The following is a 15,735-nucleotide window of genomic DNA, read 5'->3' as shown; positions in this document are numbered from 1 at the left end:
AGAAAATGCATTTCAAATCCACGCTGAACAGATTTCTGGCACATGTTGCGTCTATCGAGGTCAGAGTTTTGCTCGGTCGTCCGACATCTCGACGAGCGCCCTTATTCCACTTCGAGGTGGATCCCATGACGTTTAAAGGATTGGCAACATGGAAGAGCAACGCACGCATACCGTGATCACAGCGCCCGGGCAGGTTTCAGTAGATCCCTCAATCCTGGGTGATAAGGCCAACAGCGTCGCCATGCAGGCGGATGGCAAGATACTGGTTGCAGGCTTCAGTACCTATGTCCTTGGCCGTTTGGGCGATCCTTATGAAGAGCACGAAACACGCGACAATTACTCGGTGATCCGCCTCAATGCGGACGGCACGCTGGACACGACGTTTGGTGACGACGGTGTGTTAATGGTTCAGGCGACGGTAGACCAGGATCAGGGCATCTATATGACGGTGCAGCCGGACGGCCATATTCTGTCAGCCATCGCCGGGCCGATGGGCGTACGTGTTCAGCGATTCAGTGAGGATGGCACCGCGGATACCACCTTTGGTGGCACCGGGGTTGTTGACCTCGATATTCCGCCCGCCGACAACGGCGGACATATTACGGTAAACCCGGACGGGACCCTCTACATCACGGGCATGGAGGGTGACTACCCTGCTGTGGCCAAGCTCAACGCCGATGGTTCAATGGCCACTGAGTTTGGTGAGAATGGCAAGTTCACCTTCACCGGTGGAGGTGAGTTCATCGGGGTTTACAATTCGACGACAGTGCAACCGGACGGCAGCTTCCTGTTCGGTGGAAATTACTCGGCAATGAGTGACTACTCCTACAGCATTGTCAGAGTCACTGCTGACGGCGAACTGGACACCAGCTTTGCTGACAACGGCACCCTGGCGTTCGAAGCGTCGTTCGGGCTACAGGGGCAATCTGCGGTCACTGTGCAGCCCGATGGCAAAATCATCATTGCAGGCACCAGCACGACGTTCGACGCCGCTACCGTAGTGCGCCTCAACGCAGATGGCAGCTTTGATACCAGCTTCGGCGACAACGGCGTCGTTCACCCGGCATTAGGTGCTAATGAAGGCTACTCTGCGCGTGGCGTAACCGTGCAGGAAGACGGAAAAATCGTAGTCGTCGGCCAGGCTGGTTACGCCATTACCCGGCTTAATGCTGATGGCTCTCTGGACACTACATTCGGCAGCCAGGACGGCAATCGCCACATTGATGGCTGGACCGGCGCGGACAATCTGATGGGCAACGATCAGGCTGAAATCATAAAAGGTCTGGGCGGCGATGACGTATTGGAGGGCAACGGCGGGCGGGACGTCCTGATCGGCGGCACTGGCGCTGACATTTTCAGATTCGATGCGGTCAGCGACAGCTTCCGTACCAGCACCACCACTGGCAGCGACCGCATTATTGATTTCGACGCGACTCAAGATCGTATCGACCTGATTGGCCTTGGATTCACCGGCTTGGGCAATGGTCTGGACGGCACGCTTTCACTTCAGGTAAACGATGAAGGCACGCGTACGTACCTGAAAAGTTTTGAAGCCAACACTCAGGGTCAACGCTTCGAACTTGTGCTTGAGGGTAATTACCTCGATCAGTTGAACACCGACAACCTGGTGTTCGGACCTGTGAACATCAAAGGCACCGCAGGCGCTGACGTGATCAACGGCTCGGCTATTGCTGAAATAATCCAGGGCCTGGGGGGTAACGACCATATCAACGGAGGCGGGGGAGATGACGTTATCCAGAGTGGTGCCGGCCGTGACATTTTGGATGGCGGAGAGGGCGCAGACACTTTCCTTTACTCCTCCACCCGCGATAGCTACCGCACGGCCACGGACAGTTTTTCCGACGTCATCGAAAACTTCGACAAGCGGGTCGATCACATTGATGTCTCGGCGCTGGGCTTTACCGGGTTCGGAGATGGTCGCGGCGATACACTCAAACTGAGTTACAACGAAGAGTTGGGCCGCACTTACCTCAAGAACTACGAAACCAACGAGTTGGGACAGCGTTTCGAGCTGGCTCTGGACGAACACTGGCCGTTGACGGAGTTGCAAGATACCGTGATCTTTGCGCCGCAAAACGTCGCCGCCGTTTCTACAGAGGTAGAACTGATAGGCGCGCAACCTGCGCCAGCGCAGGATTGGGCCTTTACCTGAGTTTCTATTTTGGAGCTGCTGTTAGCTCTTGAGGGACATAGATCCCCGGTAGCTTTGCAGGCTGCCGGGGATTTTAGCGACGTGCGTGCGCACAGACGCAAGAAGAACAGATCATCCCAGCGAAGGCATCGCAGGTGCGAAATCCTTTATGGAGGCTCTAACAACGTAAATGTCCTAAGGGGGGCAGCATCCTTGTAGTCGGACCAGGTACTTTGGGGCTGGAGTGAATCAAGGTGTAAGGGAACCTATAATATGATTTAACATAATATACATTATGCGTACCTATATATTGTGTAGCCAGCAGCGATGCCAGCCAGATTTCAGCTGGCAAAACCTCTCCTCAATTCAAACCTGAGCAAAACCGCCATCTACAAACATTTCGCTGCCGGTCATGAAGCTGCTCTCATCCGACGCCAGGAACAATGCAGCTGCCGCAACGTCTTCGGGTTGTCCGATACGGCCTGCCGGTAACAACGCGACCATGCCTTCAACAATGGCATCTGCCTGGCCTGTGGGCGCCAGTGCCAGGTCCAGGCCTGGTGTCGAGATCGGCCCTGGGGAAAGTACGTTGACGCGAATGCCTGTGCCTTTCAGATCCAGTGCCCAGCTTCTTGCGAAATTACGGAGCGCCGCCTTGGTGGCGCTGTACACGCTGAACGCTGGCGTGCCCATGGTCCCTGTCGTCGAGCCAGTCAGGATGATCGATCCGCCGGCACCCATCAGTGGCAACGCTTTTTGCACGGTGAACAGCGAGCCTTTGACGTTGATGCCAAAGGTGCGATCAAAGGACTCCTCGGTAATCGATCCGAGTGGCTCGAAATCTCCCAGCCCGGCATTGGCGAACAGCACGTCAACCCGTCCTGTGTTGGCTTTGATTTGGGCGTAAGCCCTGTCAAGGTCGTCGAGGTTGGAGATATCAGCCTGAATGGCTAAAGCGTCATGACCAATCAACTGTAGAGCGGTGTCCAGCTGCTCCTGGCGTCGACCAATAATAACGACCTGTGCGCCCTCGGCTGCAAAACGTATGGCACTGGCCAAGCCGATTCCACTGTTGCCGCCGGTGATAACCGCCACTTTTCCGTTAAGCCTGCTCATGGTGATGCCCTCAGAATGTGAGGCACAACTGTAGATCCACGCTATTATTTTGAATAGTATGCACCTTTTGGTAAGTACCGCTGGGAGCGGCCCGAATAATGGCAAATGAAACCTTCAAATGCGGGCTAGAAGCCGCCCTGGCTGTGCTTGGCGGCAAATGGAAACCTCTGGTTCTTTATAATCTGACCAGGAATGTTCACCGCTATGGCGAATTGAAACGCGCCATCGGCGGCGTGACCGATAAGGTGCTGATCCAGCAGCTCAAGGAATTGGAGCGCGATGAAATCATTGCGCGTGTGGACTTTCAGGAAATACCGCCAAAGGTTGAATATTCGCTCACGCCTTTCGGGCAGTCCCTGGCAACGGCACTGGGAGCGCTCTGTGCCTGGGGTACAGAACATATGGAGACCGTGGAGCGCATCAGCGAACGACGTGCGTCCGCCCTCGCCCAGCCCTGAACACCCTCCCCGCTATCTATTTATAATGCGAAACGCGCTGAGCAGATTATCTGCCCAGCGCGCTCAAGGTTTTAACCGGCCAATACTTTGGTTCCAACGCTAGCAAATCAAATTACAAAGCGCGCCACCATACCGTTCAGGTCCACAGCCAGTCTCGACAGCTCATGGCTGGCGGCACTGGTCTGATTGGCCCCGGCCGCGGACTGAGTGGCCAGGTCCCGGATATTCACGAGGTTACGGTCCACCTCACGAGAAACCTGAGCCTGCTCTTCGGACGCGCTGGCAATCACCAGGTTGCGCTCGTTGATCTGCGAAATGGCCTCAGTGATCTGCTCCAGCGCCTCGCCTGCCGCCCGGGCGAGTTCCAGTGTGGTTTGGGTACGGCTCGTGTTCAACGCCATTGACTGCACTGCATTGCCGGTGCCGCTCTGAATACCGGCAACCATCTGTTCAATCTCTCGTGTTGACTCCGCGGTGCGATGTGCCAGCGCCCTGACCTCATCGGCAACCACAGCGAAACCGCGACCTGCCTCGCCAGCCCTTGCAGCCTCGATTGCTGCGTTCAATGCCAGCAAGTTGGTTTGCTCTGCGATTGAGCGAATGACGTCCAGTACTTTGCCAATATCCCGGCCCTGTTCGGCAAGGCCTTCGACCAAGTTGGACGTGGTCTGGACGTCCTGAGTCATGGTCTGAATCGCTTGTACGGTTTGCACGACTTTATCGCGCCCCTGACGGGCGGTGTCTGTGGATTGCTCTGAAGCCTGAGAGGTGGACACAGCATTGCGGGCAACTTCCTCTACTGCGGCCGTCATTTCATTCACGGCAGTCGCGGCTTGTTCTATTTCGTCGTTCTGCTGTTGCAAGCCGCGCGACGACTCTTCAGTCACGGCGCTCAACTCTTCTGCAGCGGATGCCAGCTGCGTAGCGGAGCCTGAGATCATTTCAATGGTTGTGCGCAAGTTCTGCTGCATGATCACCAGCGCTTCAAGCAAGCGTGCCGGTTCGTCCTTGCCATCAACTTCGATGTGTTTAGTCAGGTTGCCCGCAGCAATCTCCTGAGCGGCATTCACGGCCCTAGACAACGGCGCCACAATACTGCGCGTCAACAACCACGCCAGCAAGACCGTCATTAATGACGCAATAACCGCGACGGCAATAATGGCGACAGTTGCACCGTCGTACTGCTGGCCTGCTACTTTAGAACCCGCGATAGCGCTCGCCCTATTGATATCAACAAGGGCCTTGAGTTGTTGGGTCATCAAGTCTGAAGTCTGTCTCATGCCGGCGTTGATCATGGCGCGAGTCTCTTCAACTTTGTTATCGCGAGAAAGCTGCACGGCCTGGCTAAGTAAAATCAGGTATTGCCCCAGTGTTCCATCGAACTGCTGATAAACGGCTCTTTCGTCAGCTTCCGCAGGCAATGCACTGTAAGCAGACTTGGCGGTTTGCAACTGGCTGATGATTTCTGCAATGCGCTGATCGCTTTCCTGAAGCATTTCCGGTTCGCGGTTGACCAGCAGACGCAGTGAAAAAACCCTCAAGCGCAGGACGGATTCGTTAACGTTGCCTAACAGCGTGATGCTGGGCAAGGTGTTGGTCTCCATGTCGACTGTGGCCTGACGAATCAAGCTCATGCGATTCAGAGCGAAAAACCCTAACGCGACGACCAATAGAGCAATGAAAGCGAAGCCAAGAAACGCTCGAGGAGCGATGTTCATATTTCTTATCGTCATGGATGTCATCTCATTGAAGTCAATAGTATCGATAGCGCTCCATGCTCTAACCGTTACAAGGCACCCTGCGCTGTTTCTTAACGGAGGGGTGAACCAGAACCACCTTGTTACGACTATCGGCAGTGCATTCGTATTAGTTGAGGGGGAATTAAAATTTATTTTCTGACGCCAGTAGACCGTCTCGGCATGTTTATTACGACAGCCAAAACACGCATAAACGAAGGGTGATTTGTTGGTTATCACCAACTGATTAATACCTGTAAAACCAGTGCATGATTAGTGCATAGTTCATGTCTATCTAGTGCATAAAGGGCATTGCAAGATCGGAGTGCATGTCGTTACGAAGGAAAACTGAAGTGTCGCAGCCTTGCGCCGATAAACAGCACTCAGCCATCCATTCCAGGATTTTTAACGATGCACAAAAAACTCATGGCGGGCGTTTTCATGCTGCTCGGCGGATGCTCGCTGCATCCGTACACCAAGGACGAATTGCTGAGCAAAGGCGTGGCGAGCCCGGAATACTGTTTGGCGCAGGAGCGCAGTCTGGTTGAGGAGCGGGTTCAGCGCTATCTGAATCATTGCTACCACCCGAGAGTGATCGAAGTTTCAACGGGGGGAACGATCGTCAATGCCTTCCAACTGAAGGTCGACAAGCGAACGGAACAAAGCGAGATGTTGCTCTGGGCACCGACCCTCTACGGTAATCAGTACTACCTGGACGTCATCGTCTCGGAAAAGAACCCCGTGTGTAAGACAACCATGACCGCAACTGCCTCAGGCTGGAATTTCGGGCGCAGTTTCCCGAAGATGCTGGAAAGCGCCAATGGCGGGGATCCGTGGTGTCCTTTTTGAAGCCTGTTCACCGATCAGGTTTCACTGCCGAGCAAATGCCAATACTAGCGTCGGCGTCTGATGACGCCCATCGAGCTCTTCGAGCAGGCGACGCGAGAAAACCCGGGACTCGAAGCACCTACTGCCTTGTCAAGCACGAGAACCAGCAGTTGCACCCCATTGCGTGGGGGCAACTGCTGGTAAGCACTCAAAGCTGAAATTGCTGCAGTGATACCCGCAACTCACTGGCGAGCCGAGCGAGGGTTACACTCGCGCTCATGGTTTGATCGGAGCGCACTGCTGACTGCGCGGACAGATCCCTGATCCTGACCAGGTTATGGTCGACTTCCCGGGCAACCTGGGCCTGCTCCTCGGAGGCGCTGGCAATTACCAGATTGCGCTCATCAATACCCGCTACAGCAGAAGCGATCAAGGCCAGCGCCCGGCTGGCGGATTCTGCTTGTTGACGGGTATGGGATGCCTGCTCGGTGCTCGAAGAAAGCGCGCTCACAGTGTCGGCCGTACCCTGTTGAATTTTCCCGATCATGATTTCAATTTCCCGGGTCGATTCGCCGGTACGGTGTGCCAACGCTCGCACCTCATCAGCAACGACCGCGAAGCCGCGTCCAGCTTCCCCTGCCCTTGCTGCTTCAATCGCAGCATTAAGCGCCAGCAGGTTCGTCTGCTCCGACACTGCGCGAATGACTTCCAGCACCCGGCTGATATCTTTGGTGTATGAGGACAGCAGTTGAGCCTCAGTTGAAGCACTGGCAACGTGCTCAGCCAGCTCGGAAACCGATCTCACGGTGCTTTCAAGTTCCTCTTGCCCCTCGCGGGCAGCACGCGTCGACGATCGCGATTCTTCTGAGGTTGCCACCGCATTTCGAGCAACCTCTTCGACGGCGTGACTCATTTCTGTGACCGCAGTAGCCGCCATCTCTATTTCGCCGTTCTGGACGTTGAGATCGGCGTTACTGTCGCGCATCAATGCGTCCATTTCCTCAGCCGCAGAACCCAACTGGTCAGAAGCCCCGCCCACTTGAGAAAGAGTTGATTGCAAGCTTGCCCTCATGCGCTCCATTGACTGCAACAACATCGCCGCTTCGTCGGTCCCGCGGATGTCTTGCGCCAGGCTGCGCAAGTCGCCAGAAGAGACTTTTTCAGAAGCATTCAGAGCCTGACTAATAGGCCCGGCAATACTGCTGGTCAGGCGCCAGGCTAAAAGAATGGTGGCCAGAACCGCCAGTGCAATTACCCAGTAGATAATGATTTCAGCGTCATCGTAAGCGTCACTCGCACGGTCGCTGGCAATCGACTTTTCGTTATCGTTGAAAGCTTCCAGTTCTTTCAGGAGCCTGGTGACCTCCTGGGCGGTAATGGTCATCTCATCCGAGACCAGCCCACGTGCGGCGTCTCTTTGATGCGCTTTCAACAGCTCATACGCGCGGACCGCGCCCGCGCTGTATTGGCGGTACGACGAGGCGATGCCATCGATCAGATCGGCTTCGTTTTTCGAGCCTATCAGTGGCCGGTAAGCAGCTATCGCGGCATTGAATACTTCGAGTTGAGACTGCAGGTTTGCGTACGCAGCCTGCAGATGCTGATCATCAGCAGAAACCAGTTTGACCGCATCAATCCGGGTATTGGAGAACGCCAGCGCAATGTCATCCCCCAGAGCAATACCTGGAAGGGAGCTGTTTTCAATCACCAGGCCTTCATTACGCACGGTAGACATTTGATGAAGGCTAAACAGCCCTAGCGCACCGACGATCAATACAATCAATGCAAAACACGCCATGACACGATTGGCTATTTTCAACGTTCTTAGCAGCATGTGGAGAGACCTCGTTAATTCATATAAAAACCGTTCTACTTTGCTCACATCGTTGGCAGCTGCGAAGTACGCGAGCAACACAGTGCTGAGCAAATGAGTTAAATTCGCTCCCTGAAAAACCTTCATAACCACAATAAAAAAGGAACAATTTAATTTGACACGGGATAAAAATGCTCAGCCTCTCCCCCACCTTTGCTCAGGCGTGTATCGACGCAATAACGCCCTCCGCAAACAGCCGTCGTGATTTACAAGCCGGTTCTGCAAATACAGCGCCGTCGGGTGGCAATAAAAACATCCCGCTAAACACAATCATGCAACTTCTGGTGGCTGCGCAGCAGCGCGCCGGCAACGAGGACATTGGTTTGTTGGCCTATAACAAAGCACATCCGGGTAATCTGGGGCTTTTAGGTTATGCAATCATGTCCAGCGCAACAGTGCTTGATGCGCTCCGGCATATGGTCGAGTACCACGTCACTGTCGGCATCGGCTTTTGCATGTTTCTGGATGAATCGGCCACTACCGTTCGCATTGCGGGCGTTGCTGCTGACGCACAAGCCCCAGACCTGCCGAGGGCGTTCATTGATGCAGTCACGTCGATCACCCTGGGGCTCATACACTGGCTGGTACCCACCACCCGAATAATGCCTTTGGCCGCCGAGTTCACTTATTCCAGGCCCGCGGATACCCGACAACTGGAGGCACTTTTCGGCCGCCATATAACGTTCTCAGCACCGGTAAATGCCCTGACGTTTTTAAGGGCTGATTGTGGTTTATCCATACCGACCGGCGACACATCGCTGCAGTCGATTCATGGCAATCACTTGAAGATGCAGAAACAGCAACTGGAGATGGACAGTGCAGTAGCCCAGACCCGGCGCGTTATATTGCAGCATCTTCATCAGGGCAAATCGTTGGCAATGGAGTATGTGCTCAGCAGTCTGAATCTCACACAACGTCAACTTTCCCGTTTCCTGAACGCCGAAGGCATGTGCTTTCAACGCCTTGTCGACGACGTAAAACATCAGCAAGGCATTCACCTGCTGACCCATACCTCGATGGCGCTCAAGGAAGTTGCTTACCGTTTAGGATTCAAAAATCAAAGTGCATTCAACAAAGCGTGCGAGCGATGGTTCTGTATGTCACCGAGTAGCTACCGTATCAATGCCAGAGCAAAGGCTTGATGGGCTTTATCAAAAGGTGAGCAAGTTTAAACGGTTCGATGCGGTTGTGCCTTTCAGGACAGGTGTTTCCATTTGTCCTGAGGTGCCATGTGTTTATCCCCGGCATTACTCTCGACTCATCCAGTCCATACAGATGACCACAGCATTGATCGGGCTATTGGCGAACGCCCCCTCCACTATGACGGTCAGAACTGCGCCGACTCATCGCTCAGAAGGACCTTGCTCGTGAACCCACCCTCCCCGCGCTATCTGCTCGCCAACGTCCGCAACCCTGACGGAACCGGCGTGACCGCTCTGGTCGCGTTCGGTCTGGTTACCGATGACGCAGAATTCATCTACCTGGTGATTCGCTACATCGACTACACGCAGCCCAGGGTCGAGGGTGACCATGTTTACTTTTCTCTCGAAGAGGTCATCGCGGCTGCGCAAGACGAGTACGGCATAGAGCCGCAAGACTGGCGCCCTCTGTCAGAGGCGGAGATCCGCGCCATCGATGCGCGAATCGGACCGGGAATCAGCGATACCCAGTGACAACTACCTGGCCGAACTGAGAATCACCATGTCCGGCCCCATCTCTCTGGCGTATTGCTCAAGCGTGTGACGCGCAATGCTCACCACCTGCTCCGTGAGTTCCAGGCCGACCCCGGCGCGCCAGCAAGCAATGATATCCAGTGCCTGAGGCCGGGCTACGTTTTCAAGGATGAACAGCTTGCCATCGGCCAATTCTTTGCTCACCAACGAGGCCGGCAAGGCGCCGATGCCAAATCCGTCGCAGACCAGCCGGGTCATGGCAGCCACCGAGTTGACACAACTGATCCGCGGATTTTCGACGCCGCCTGCATGCAGCAGATTGAGGATGTCCTGATGCGGACGGGAATTACGGGAATAGGTGATGATCCGCTCACCCGCCAGGTCATCTATGGATGCATAGTTGCGCTGGTAGATGGAGCCTGCCGGAACAATCCACTCAACCGGAAATACGGCCAGATGCTGGTTGCGCACTGAATCACTGCGGACCATATCGGTCTGCACGATCAAATCCAGATAGCCTTTCTGTAGCTGGTCGCACAAGTTGAGCGATGTATCGACCGTAAGCTCGATTTCAACCGCCGGGTAGCATTCCATGAGGGTCGATATGAACGGGCTCAGCCACGTGTGAATGACCGTATCCATGATGCCGATCCGCAGGCATCCTTTCAGATCGCTGGTCGCGCTGATCGATTGCTGGAGCGCGTGCAGGGTGTCGATCATTTGTTCGGCATAGTCGAGCACCCGCTCGCCCTCGGGCGTCAGGGACACGCGTTTGGAGTCACGCAGGAATAGCTTGGCGCCGAGCTCTTCCTCCAGCGCGGCAATCCGGTTGGAAATGGAAGCCTGGGTGCTGAACATTTTTTCGGCGGTCAGGCGAAAGCTTTTCAGCCGTGCGACCCATACAAAGGTTTCCAGAAACTTCATGTTCATGCACAACAGCCCGTACAGAAAATAGTTGATCCACCCACACAAAAGGCGTCAGTACGCAGGATCCACACGCAAGTTGCACGCCAGAGTTTTCAAGGCGCCGGATGTGGGGGCAGATCGGCGCACACGCTGTACACGCGTCGATCAGTTATGCGGACCCTGTCAGAGGGTGCGCATGATGGCTCGGCGGAAGTCGTCGATATGATGATGGATGGCCTTAATGGCCGCCTCACTGTCACGGTTCTGCATCGCAGTCAGAATCTGCATGTGCTCGTCGTAGATACGTTCACTGTGGTGCATTTCGGACAGCGTCAGAAACCAGAAGCGCGCCTGTTTCTCATGCAACGTACGTAGCAGTTCGGCCAACACCCGGTTGCGCGCAGCGGCAGATATCGCCAGATGAAACTGCAGGTCGACTTCCATCAGGCCCTTTACATCGCGGCGCTCCAGCAGTGGCTGGGTACGCCCGATAATTTCGCGCATGCGCGTGAAGTCTTCTTCCTGAGCGCGTTCGACAGCCAGTCTCACGCACAACTCTTCGTTGGTTCTGCGCACTTCGATCATGTCGAGGATGTCGTTAAGCGAAATCGGCGTCACCATCACGCCCTTGCGCGGCAGGATAGTCACCATGCCTTCCATTTCCAGACGGTGCAGTGCCTGATGCACCGGGGTACGACCAAGCCCCAGCAACTGAGTCAGTTGCGCCTCATTGATAGCCTCGCCCGGCCGCAAGTGGCAGGAAATGATCCGTTGCTTGATCTGTACATACGCCAGTTCGCGCAGACTGGCCCCACTTTTAGCAGGTGATTTGCCAACTTCGTCGGCGTTCGGCAGGTCAGTTGAATCAAGCAATCGGTTAATCCTCAAGGCGGCGCTGATATATCACTGTATTTCATATCAGCTGGATTGTCGCTTTCTACGCCGCTGCCAGCCGGTAACAAAACGCGCCATTAGTGGGCACCAATCGCCCAAATGTGGTGCGACATGGGTAACAGGTAACGCTCCCTGGTGCCTGACGGAAGCCCTGAAAACCTCACAACCTATTGATAATAATCATTTTATGTGAAGGAAGAAGCGAGCTGGCATATCAATTGCGTATTGATAAACCTGTGATATATCAGTGTAACTTCACGACGCGCTGATGTTTTTCCTACTCAAACGAGGGCACCGCTTTGACTCAGCTAAATCTTCAGGTCGCTAACCATGGCGAAGTTGTTGTAGACATCGATCACTTGATCATCGCCGGTTGGGCCGGTCGCAACAGTGCCGCAGTGGAACACCATATTGCCGAGCTGGAAGCCCTTGGGGTTCGCCGCCCGACACAGATTCCTTGCTTCTATCGTGTCGCCGCCAGCCTGCTAAACCCATCTGAAACCATTCAGGTGCCTGGGAAAGACTCCTCCGGCGAAACCGAGTTCGTGCTCATCCCCAGCAGCCTTGGCCTGCTGGTCGGTTTGGGCTCGGACCACACAGACCGCAAGGTCGAGGCCTTCGACGTCACCGTTTCCAAGCAAATGTGTGACAAGCCGATTGCCGCTACTGCGTGGCTTTTCGATGAAGTCCAGGGGCATTGGGATCAACTGATCATGCGCACCTGGCGTACTCGCGACGGTGCTCGCACGCTCTATCAGGAAGGTACGGTCACCAGCCTGCTGGCCCCGGCAACCCTGCTGGCCAAACTCAATGACAGCGCGAGCCTAGAGCAAGGCACCGCAATGTTCTGCGGTACTCAACCCGTGATTGGTGAGTTGGGCTACGGCGAAACCTTCGAAATGGAGTTGTTCGACCCTGTACTTAACCGCAGCCTGCGCCATGCCTACAGCGTGGAACCTTTGCCAGTCGCGGAGTGATATCAATGAAGCCAATCAAAGAGCTTGCTGAAGATCTCGCCAGTGGCGCCACGACCAGTCAGGCGCTGGTCGCGGCGGCGCTGGAACGTATCAATGCACACCGCGCGCAAGGCGGTAGTGCCTATATAACGGTGGATGCTGACAGTGCCATGCAAGCCGCGCAGGCCAGTGACCTCGCCCGCGCCGCAGGCTATGTGCCCTCCCCGTTGGCTGGCCTGCCGGTTTCGGTCAAGGATTTGTTCGACGTGACCGGCCAGGTCACAGCCGCGGGTTCCAAAGTGTTGGCCGGTGGTGCCCCCGCTACCGCTGACGCTCCGGTCGTCGCTCGCTTGAAAGCTGCCGGTGCGATTCTGCTGGGTCGTACCAACATGAGCGAGTTCGCGTTCTCCGGTCTGGGGCTGAACCCGCATCACGGCTCACCTGTCAGCCCTGTCGCTGCCGGGCGCATCGCCGGTGGATCGAGTTCGGGCGCAGCGGTCAGCGTCGTCGAAGGCATGGCAGTGGCCGGGCTGGGTACTGACACCGGTGGATCGCTTCGCATCCCGGCGGCGTTCTGCTCACTGGTAGGGTTCAAGCCCACCGCCAGCCGTGTCTCTGCGCAAGGGGCGTTCCCGCTGGCAACGAGTCTGGACTCGATTGGCGCGCTGACCGCCAATGTCGACGACAGTATTTTGCTCGACAGCGTCCTGTCAGGCGAAAGCCTTAATACTCGCCCTGCCTCACTGCAAGGGCTGCGTCTGGCCGTCACCCGTGATTTCGTCATGGACAGTGTCGATGCAACCGTAGCCGCTGCGTTTGAACGGACCCTGCAACGCCTGACTGACGCCGGTGCATCGATTCGCTGGTTCGACTTTTCCGAATTGCACGAACTGCCGAAGATCAACGCTGCGGGTGGGCTGACGGCCGCTGAAGCCTGGTACCTGCATCAGGGCTGGCTCACCGGTGCGCACGCTGCAGACTACGACCCACGCGTGGCACAGCGCATTCGTCGCGGCGAGGCGTTGAGCGCCGCCGATTACCTGCACCTGCTGGCCCAGCGTCAGAAGATGATCGCACTGGCCAGCCAGAAGCTGGCGGATGCCGATGCATGGCTGATGCCCAGTGTTGCGGTGGTACCTCCGGAACTGGCGCCACTGGAGCAGGACGATGCTCATTTCTTCGCCACTAACGGCCTGGTTCTGCGCAACACCAGCGTGATCAATTTTCTCGACGGGTGCGCACTGGGTCTTCCGTGTCATAAAGCGGGTGAATTACCGGTGGGGTTGTCGATTGCCGGGCTGAACGGCCAGGACGCCCGTGTATTGCAAATCGCGCGCAGTGTCGAAGCCCTGTTGCGCGCCCCTTAAACGTAAGCGTGATTGTCGTTGCGCTCGTGGCCGATACCACGCGCGAACCGGTATGGCGGCCTCTGAAGGCCGCCAGCTCTTGATCGATGGAGATGCAACATGAACCACAATCCCGCCCTGCCCGCCAGTTCAGCTGAAAGTGCCTCTGACAAGGCCGCGACCGCTGCAACCTACCGCAAGATTGCCTGGCGCTTGCTTCCGTTTCTGGTGTTTCTGTTTGTGCTGGCCTGGATCGATCGGGTCAACGTCGGCTTCGCCAAGCTGGCCATGCTCGATGATCTGGGCTTCAGCGAGGCCGTCTACGGGCTTGGAGCCGGTATCTTTTTCATCGGCTATTTCCTGTTTGAGGTGCCCAGCAACCTCTTGCTGGAAAAGATCGGTGCACGTCGCACCCTGGCCCGGATCACGATCCTGTGGGGCCTGACGTCGATGGCGATGGCCTACGTCTCCAGCCCGATGTCGTTTTACATCTTGCGGTTCTTGCTGGGTGTGTTCGAAGCCGGGTTCTTTCCTGGCGTGGTGCTGTACCTGACTTACTGGTTCCCTGCCGCACAACGGGCACGCATCAACGGGATGTTCATGACCTCGTTCGCGATTGCCGGTGTCGTCGGTGGGCCGATTGCCGGCTTCATCATGAGCCGCATGGTGGGTGTCGGTAGCCTGGCGAACTGGCAGTGGCTGTTCATCCTCGAAGGCATACCTTCGGTGATCGCGGGCTTCGCCGTGCTGCGTTATTTGCCGGAAAAACCCGTCAACGCCAAATGGCTGAGCCCTGCTGAACAGCAAATGGTCAGCGCGGTGATTGCCCGCGAAGATGCGGAGCCGGAGAAACACAGCGACCTGAAAGCCCTGATCCGCAATCCCAAGGTCTGGCTGTGTACGCTGGTGTATTTCTGCATCGTTTCGGGAAACGCCACCATTGCCTTCTGGACGCCTTCGGTGATCAAGTCACTGGGCGTCAACGACACCATGAGCATCGGCTTGCTGGCGGCGATTCCCTTTATCGTCGGCACCCTGGCCATGCTGTGGAACGGTCATCACTCGGACAAAACCGCCGAGCGTCGCATTCATTGCGCCACTGCCGCCTTGCTGGCAGGTCTGGGTTTGATCGCCACCGGTCTTTGCCTGGGCAATGCGACCATGGCCCTGATTGCGTTGACCATTGCAGCAGCCGGCATCCTTGCTGCGTTTCCGGTGTTCTGGTCGATCCCGGGCGCGTTCCTCGCCGGTACCGCAGCGGCTGGCGGCATTGCACTGATCAACTGCATCGGTAACCTGGCAGGCTTCATCGCGCCTTACATGATCGGCTGGCTGCGCACACTGACTGGCAGCCTGGCAGCAGGTCTGTACTTCGTTGCTGTGCTGGAAATTCTGGCTGCTGTACTGGTGTTCTGCCTGTTCAAGGATGTGAAAGTCAGCCGTACGAAATGAGTTGTCTGATTGATTGATAAAGATCGGGGCATTGCGCTGTGTAATGCCCCGATCTTCACTCCCCTCCCCGCAAGCACACCCACCTGTCTTCTTTAAAAGCGCACGCGCGCCGACTACTGCCGGGGTCGTCATGACCTTCTTGTGCGCCTGTCTCTCTGACTTGAAATGCTTTTTTACCTGTAGGAGCGCGCTTGCCCGCGATCGCGTTAGCACAGGCAATTTATTCATCGACTGAATGACCGAATCGCGGGCAAGCGCGCTCCTACCGATAGAAAAACACTGCAGGTCCATCATCGATGTGATGCCCCCTCGTGCAGCAAGTGGGGTATCTAGCCTATCGAGGTC

At 56.0% G+C, this 15,735-nt stretch carries 13 protein-coding genes and 1 pseudogene; 8 read left to right on the top strand and 6 right to left on the bottom strand.

Features of this window, described 5'->3' with window-relative positions; all coding sequences use genetic code 11:
• The first annotated feature begins 148 nt into the window (after nucleotides 1-148).
• The gene (locus tag AUC61_RS17835; protein WP_243247509.1) at nucleotides 149-2,173 is read left to right on the top strand and encodes a M10 family metallopeptidase C-terminal domain-containing protein; all 2,025 of its coding nucleotides are present in this window, start codon (nucleotides 149-151) and stop codon (nucleotides 2,171-2,173) included.
• Nucleotides 2,174-2,518: 345 nt separating this feature from the next.
• Here AUC61_RS17835 and AUC61_RS17830 read toward each other — a convergent pair whose 3' ends face one another.
• A complete protein-coding gene (locus AUC61_RS17830) occupies nucleotides 2,519-3,268 on the bottom strand; it encodes an SDR family NAD(P)-dependent oxidoreductase (RefSeq protein ID WP_122664456.1) in 750 nt (249 codons plus the stop codon).
• Nucleotides 3,269-3,366: 98 nt separating this feature from the next.
• On the opposite strand from AUC61_RS17830, the gene AUC61_RS17825 reads away from it, so the two are divergent.
• Entirely contained in the window at nucleotides 3,367-3,726 is a 360-nt protein-coding gene (locus tag AUC61_RS17825; RefSeq protein WP_122664455.1) for a winged helix-turn-helix transcriptional regulator, read from the top strand.
• Nucleotides 3,727-3,833: 107 nt separating this feature from the next.
• On the opposite strand, the gene AUC61_RS17820 is transcribed toward AUC61_RS17825, so the two are convergent.
• Nucleotides 3,834-5,459, bottom strand: coding sequence for a methyl-accepting chemotaxis protein (locus AUC61_RS17820; RefSeq protein ID WP_243247508.1), 1,626 nt, complete (start codon nucleotides 5,457-5,459; stop codon nucleotides 3,834-3,836).
• A gap of 414 nt (nucleotides 5,460-5,873) precedes the next feature.
• Between AUC61_RS17820 and AUC61_RS17815 the strand changes: the two genes are divergently transcribed.
• Nucleotides 5,874-6,311 carry a hypothetical protein gene (locus AUC61_RS17815; RefSeq protein ID WP_243247507.1) on the top strand — a complete coding sequence of 146 codons (438 nt, stop codon included), beginning with the start codon at nucleotides 5,874-5,876 and terminating at the stop codon, nucleotides 6,309-6,311.
• A 187-nt stretch (nucleotides 6,312-6,498) separates the two neighbouring features.
• Here AUC61_RS17815 and AUC61_RS26665 read toward each other — a convergent pair whose 3' ends face one another.
• Both AUC61_RS26665 and AUC61_RS26660 read right to left on the bottom strand, forming a co-directional pair.
• Complete coding sequence (locus AUC61_RS26665) at nucleotides 6,499-7,227, bottom strand: methyl-accepting chemotaxis protein (RefSeq protein ID WP_422765485.1); 729 nt, start codon at nucleotides 7,225-7,227, stop codon at nucleotides 6,499-6,501.
• Nucleotides 7,228-7,356: 129 nt separating this feature from the next.
• Nucleotides 7,357-8,124 (bottom strand): annotated as a pseudogene (locus AUC61_RS26660) (MCP four helix bundle domain-containing protein); the annotation flags it as partial.
• Nucleotides 8,125-8,294: 170 nt separating this feature from the next.
• Here AUC61_RS26660 and AUC61_RS17805 point away from each other — a divergent pair.
• Nucleotides 8,295-9,305 (top strand): AraC family transcriptional regulator, encoded by a 1,011-nt coding sequence (locus tag AUC61_RS17805; protein ID WP_243247506.1) that lies wholly within the window; start codon nucleotides 8,295-8,297, stop codon nucleotides 9,303-9,305.
• A 225-nt stretch (nucleotides 9,306-9,530) separates the two neighbouring features.
• Entirely contained in the window at nucleotides 9,531-9,836 is a 306-nt protein-coding gene (locus AUC61_RS17800; RefSeq protein ID WP_243247505.1) for a hypothetical protein, read from the top strand.
• A gap of 3 nt (nucleotides 9,837-9,839) precedes the next feature.
• On the opposite strand, the gene AUC61_RS17795 is transcribed toward AUC61_RS17800, so the two are convergent.
• Together AUC61_RS17795 and AUC61_RS17790 are read right to left on the bottom strand one after the other, a co-directional pair.
• Nucleotides 9,840-10,766, bottom strand: coding sequence for a LysR family transcriptional regulator (locus AUC61_RS17795; protein ID WP_243247504.1), 927 nt, complete (start codon nucleotides 10,764-10,766; stop codon nucleotides 9,840-9,842).
• A 159-nt stretch (nucleotides 10,767-10,925) separates the two neighbouring features.
• Entirely contained in the window at nucleotides 10,926-11,615 is a 690-nt protein-coding gene (locus tag AUC61_RS17790) for a GntR family transcriptional regulator (protein WP_205505096.1), read from the bottom strand.
• Nucleotides 11,616-11,935: 320 nt separating this feature from the next.
• Here AUC61_RS17790 and AUC61_RS17785 point away from each other — a divergent pair, with 320 nt between their 5' ends.
• The 3 genes from AUC61_RS17785 to AUC61_RS17775 all read left to right on the top strand — a co-directional run bounded on the left by AUC61_RS17785 (nucleotide 11,936) and on the right by AUC61_RS17775 (nucleotide 15,390).
• The gene (locus tag AUC61_RS17785) at nucleotides 11,936-12,613 is read left to right on the top strand and encodes a DUF2848 domain-containing protein (RefSeq protein WP_243247503.1); all 678 of its coding nucleotides are present in this window, start codon (nucleotides 11,936-11,938) and stop codon (nucleotides 12,611-12,613) included.
• Between the two features lie 5 nt (nucleotides 12,614-12,618).
• Nucleotides 12,619-13,959, top strand: coding sequence for an amidase (locus tag AUC61_RS17780; protein ID WP_243247502.1), 1,341 nt, complete (start codon nucleotides 12,619-12,621; stop codon nucleotides 13,957-13,959).
• Nucleotides 13,960-14,058: 99 nt separating this feature from the next.
• Complete coding sequence (locus tag AUC61_RS17775) at nucleotides 14,059-15,390, top strand: MFS transporter (RefSeq protein WP_243247501.1); 1,332 nt, start codon at nucleotides 14,059-14,061, stop codon at nucleotides 15,388-15,390.
• Nucleotides 15,391-15,735 lie beyond the last annotated feature (345 nt).

It is taken from the genome of Pseudomonas maioricensis (assembly GCF_022790535.1).
Lineage (GTDB): Bacteria > Pseudomonadota > Gammaproteobacteria > Pseudomonadales > Pseudomonadaceae > Aquipseudomonas > Aquipseudomonas maioricensis.
Note: the sequence above shows the minus strand (reverse complement) of the source record. Positions and strands in the feature narration are given on the sequence as shown.

Bases quoted from the DNA above. Each gene is read 5' to 3' on its own strand.
- AUC61_RS17835 (WP_243247509.1), top strand. From the start codon at position 149: ATGGAAGAGCAACGCACGCATACCGTGATCACAGCGCCCGGGCAGGTT.
- AUC61_RS17830 (WP_122664456.1), bottom strand. From the start codon at position 3,268: ATGAGCAGGCTTAACGGAAAAGTGGCGGTTATCACCGGCGGCAACAGT.
- AUC61_RS17825 (WP_122664455.1), top strand. From the start codon at position 3,367: ATGGCAAATGAAACCTTCAAATGCGGGCTAGAAGCCGCCCTGGCTGTG.
- AUC61_RS17820 (WP_243247508.1), bottom strand. From the start codon at position 5,459: ATGACGATAAGAAATATGAACATCGCTCCTCGAGCGTTTCTTGGCTTC.
- AUC61_RS17815 (WP_243247507.1), top strand. From the start codon at position 5,874: ATGCACAAAAAACTCATGGCGGGCGTTTTCATGCTGCTCGGCGGATGC.
- AUC61_RS26665 (WP_422765485.1), bottom strand. From the start codon at position 7,227: ATGGCGGCTACTGCGGTCACAGAAATGAGTCACGCCGTCGAAGAGGTT.
- AUC61_RS17805 (WP_243247506.1), top strand. From the start codon at position 8,295: ATGCTCAGCCTCTCCCCCACCTTTGCTCAGGCGTGTATCGACGCAATA.
- AUC61_RS17795 (WP_243247504.1), bottom strand. From the start codon at position 10,766: ATGAACATGAAGTTTCTGGAAACCTTTGTATGGGTCGCACGGCTGAAA.
- AUC61_RS17780 (WP_243247502.1), top strand. From the start codon at position 12,619: ATGAAGCCAATCAAAGAGCTTGCTGAAGATCTCGCCAGTGGCGCCACG.
- AUC61_RS17775 (WP_243247501.1), top strand. From the start codon at position 14,059: ATGAACCACAATCCCGCCCTGCCCGCCAGTTCAGCTGAAAGTGCCTCT.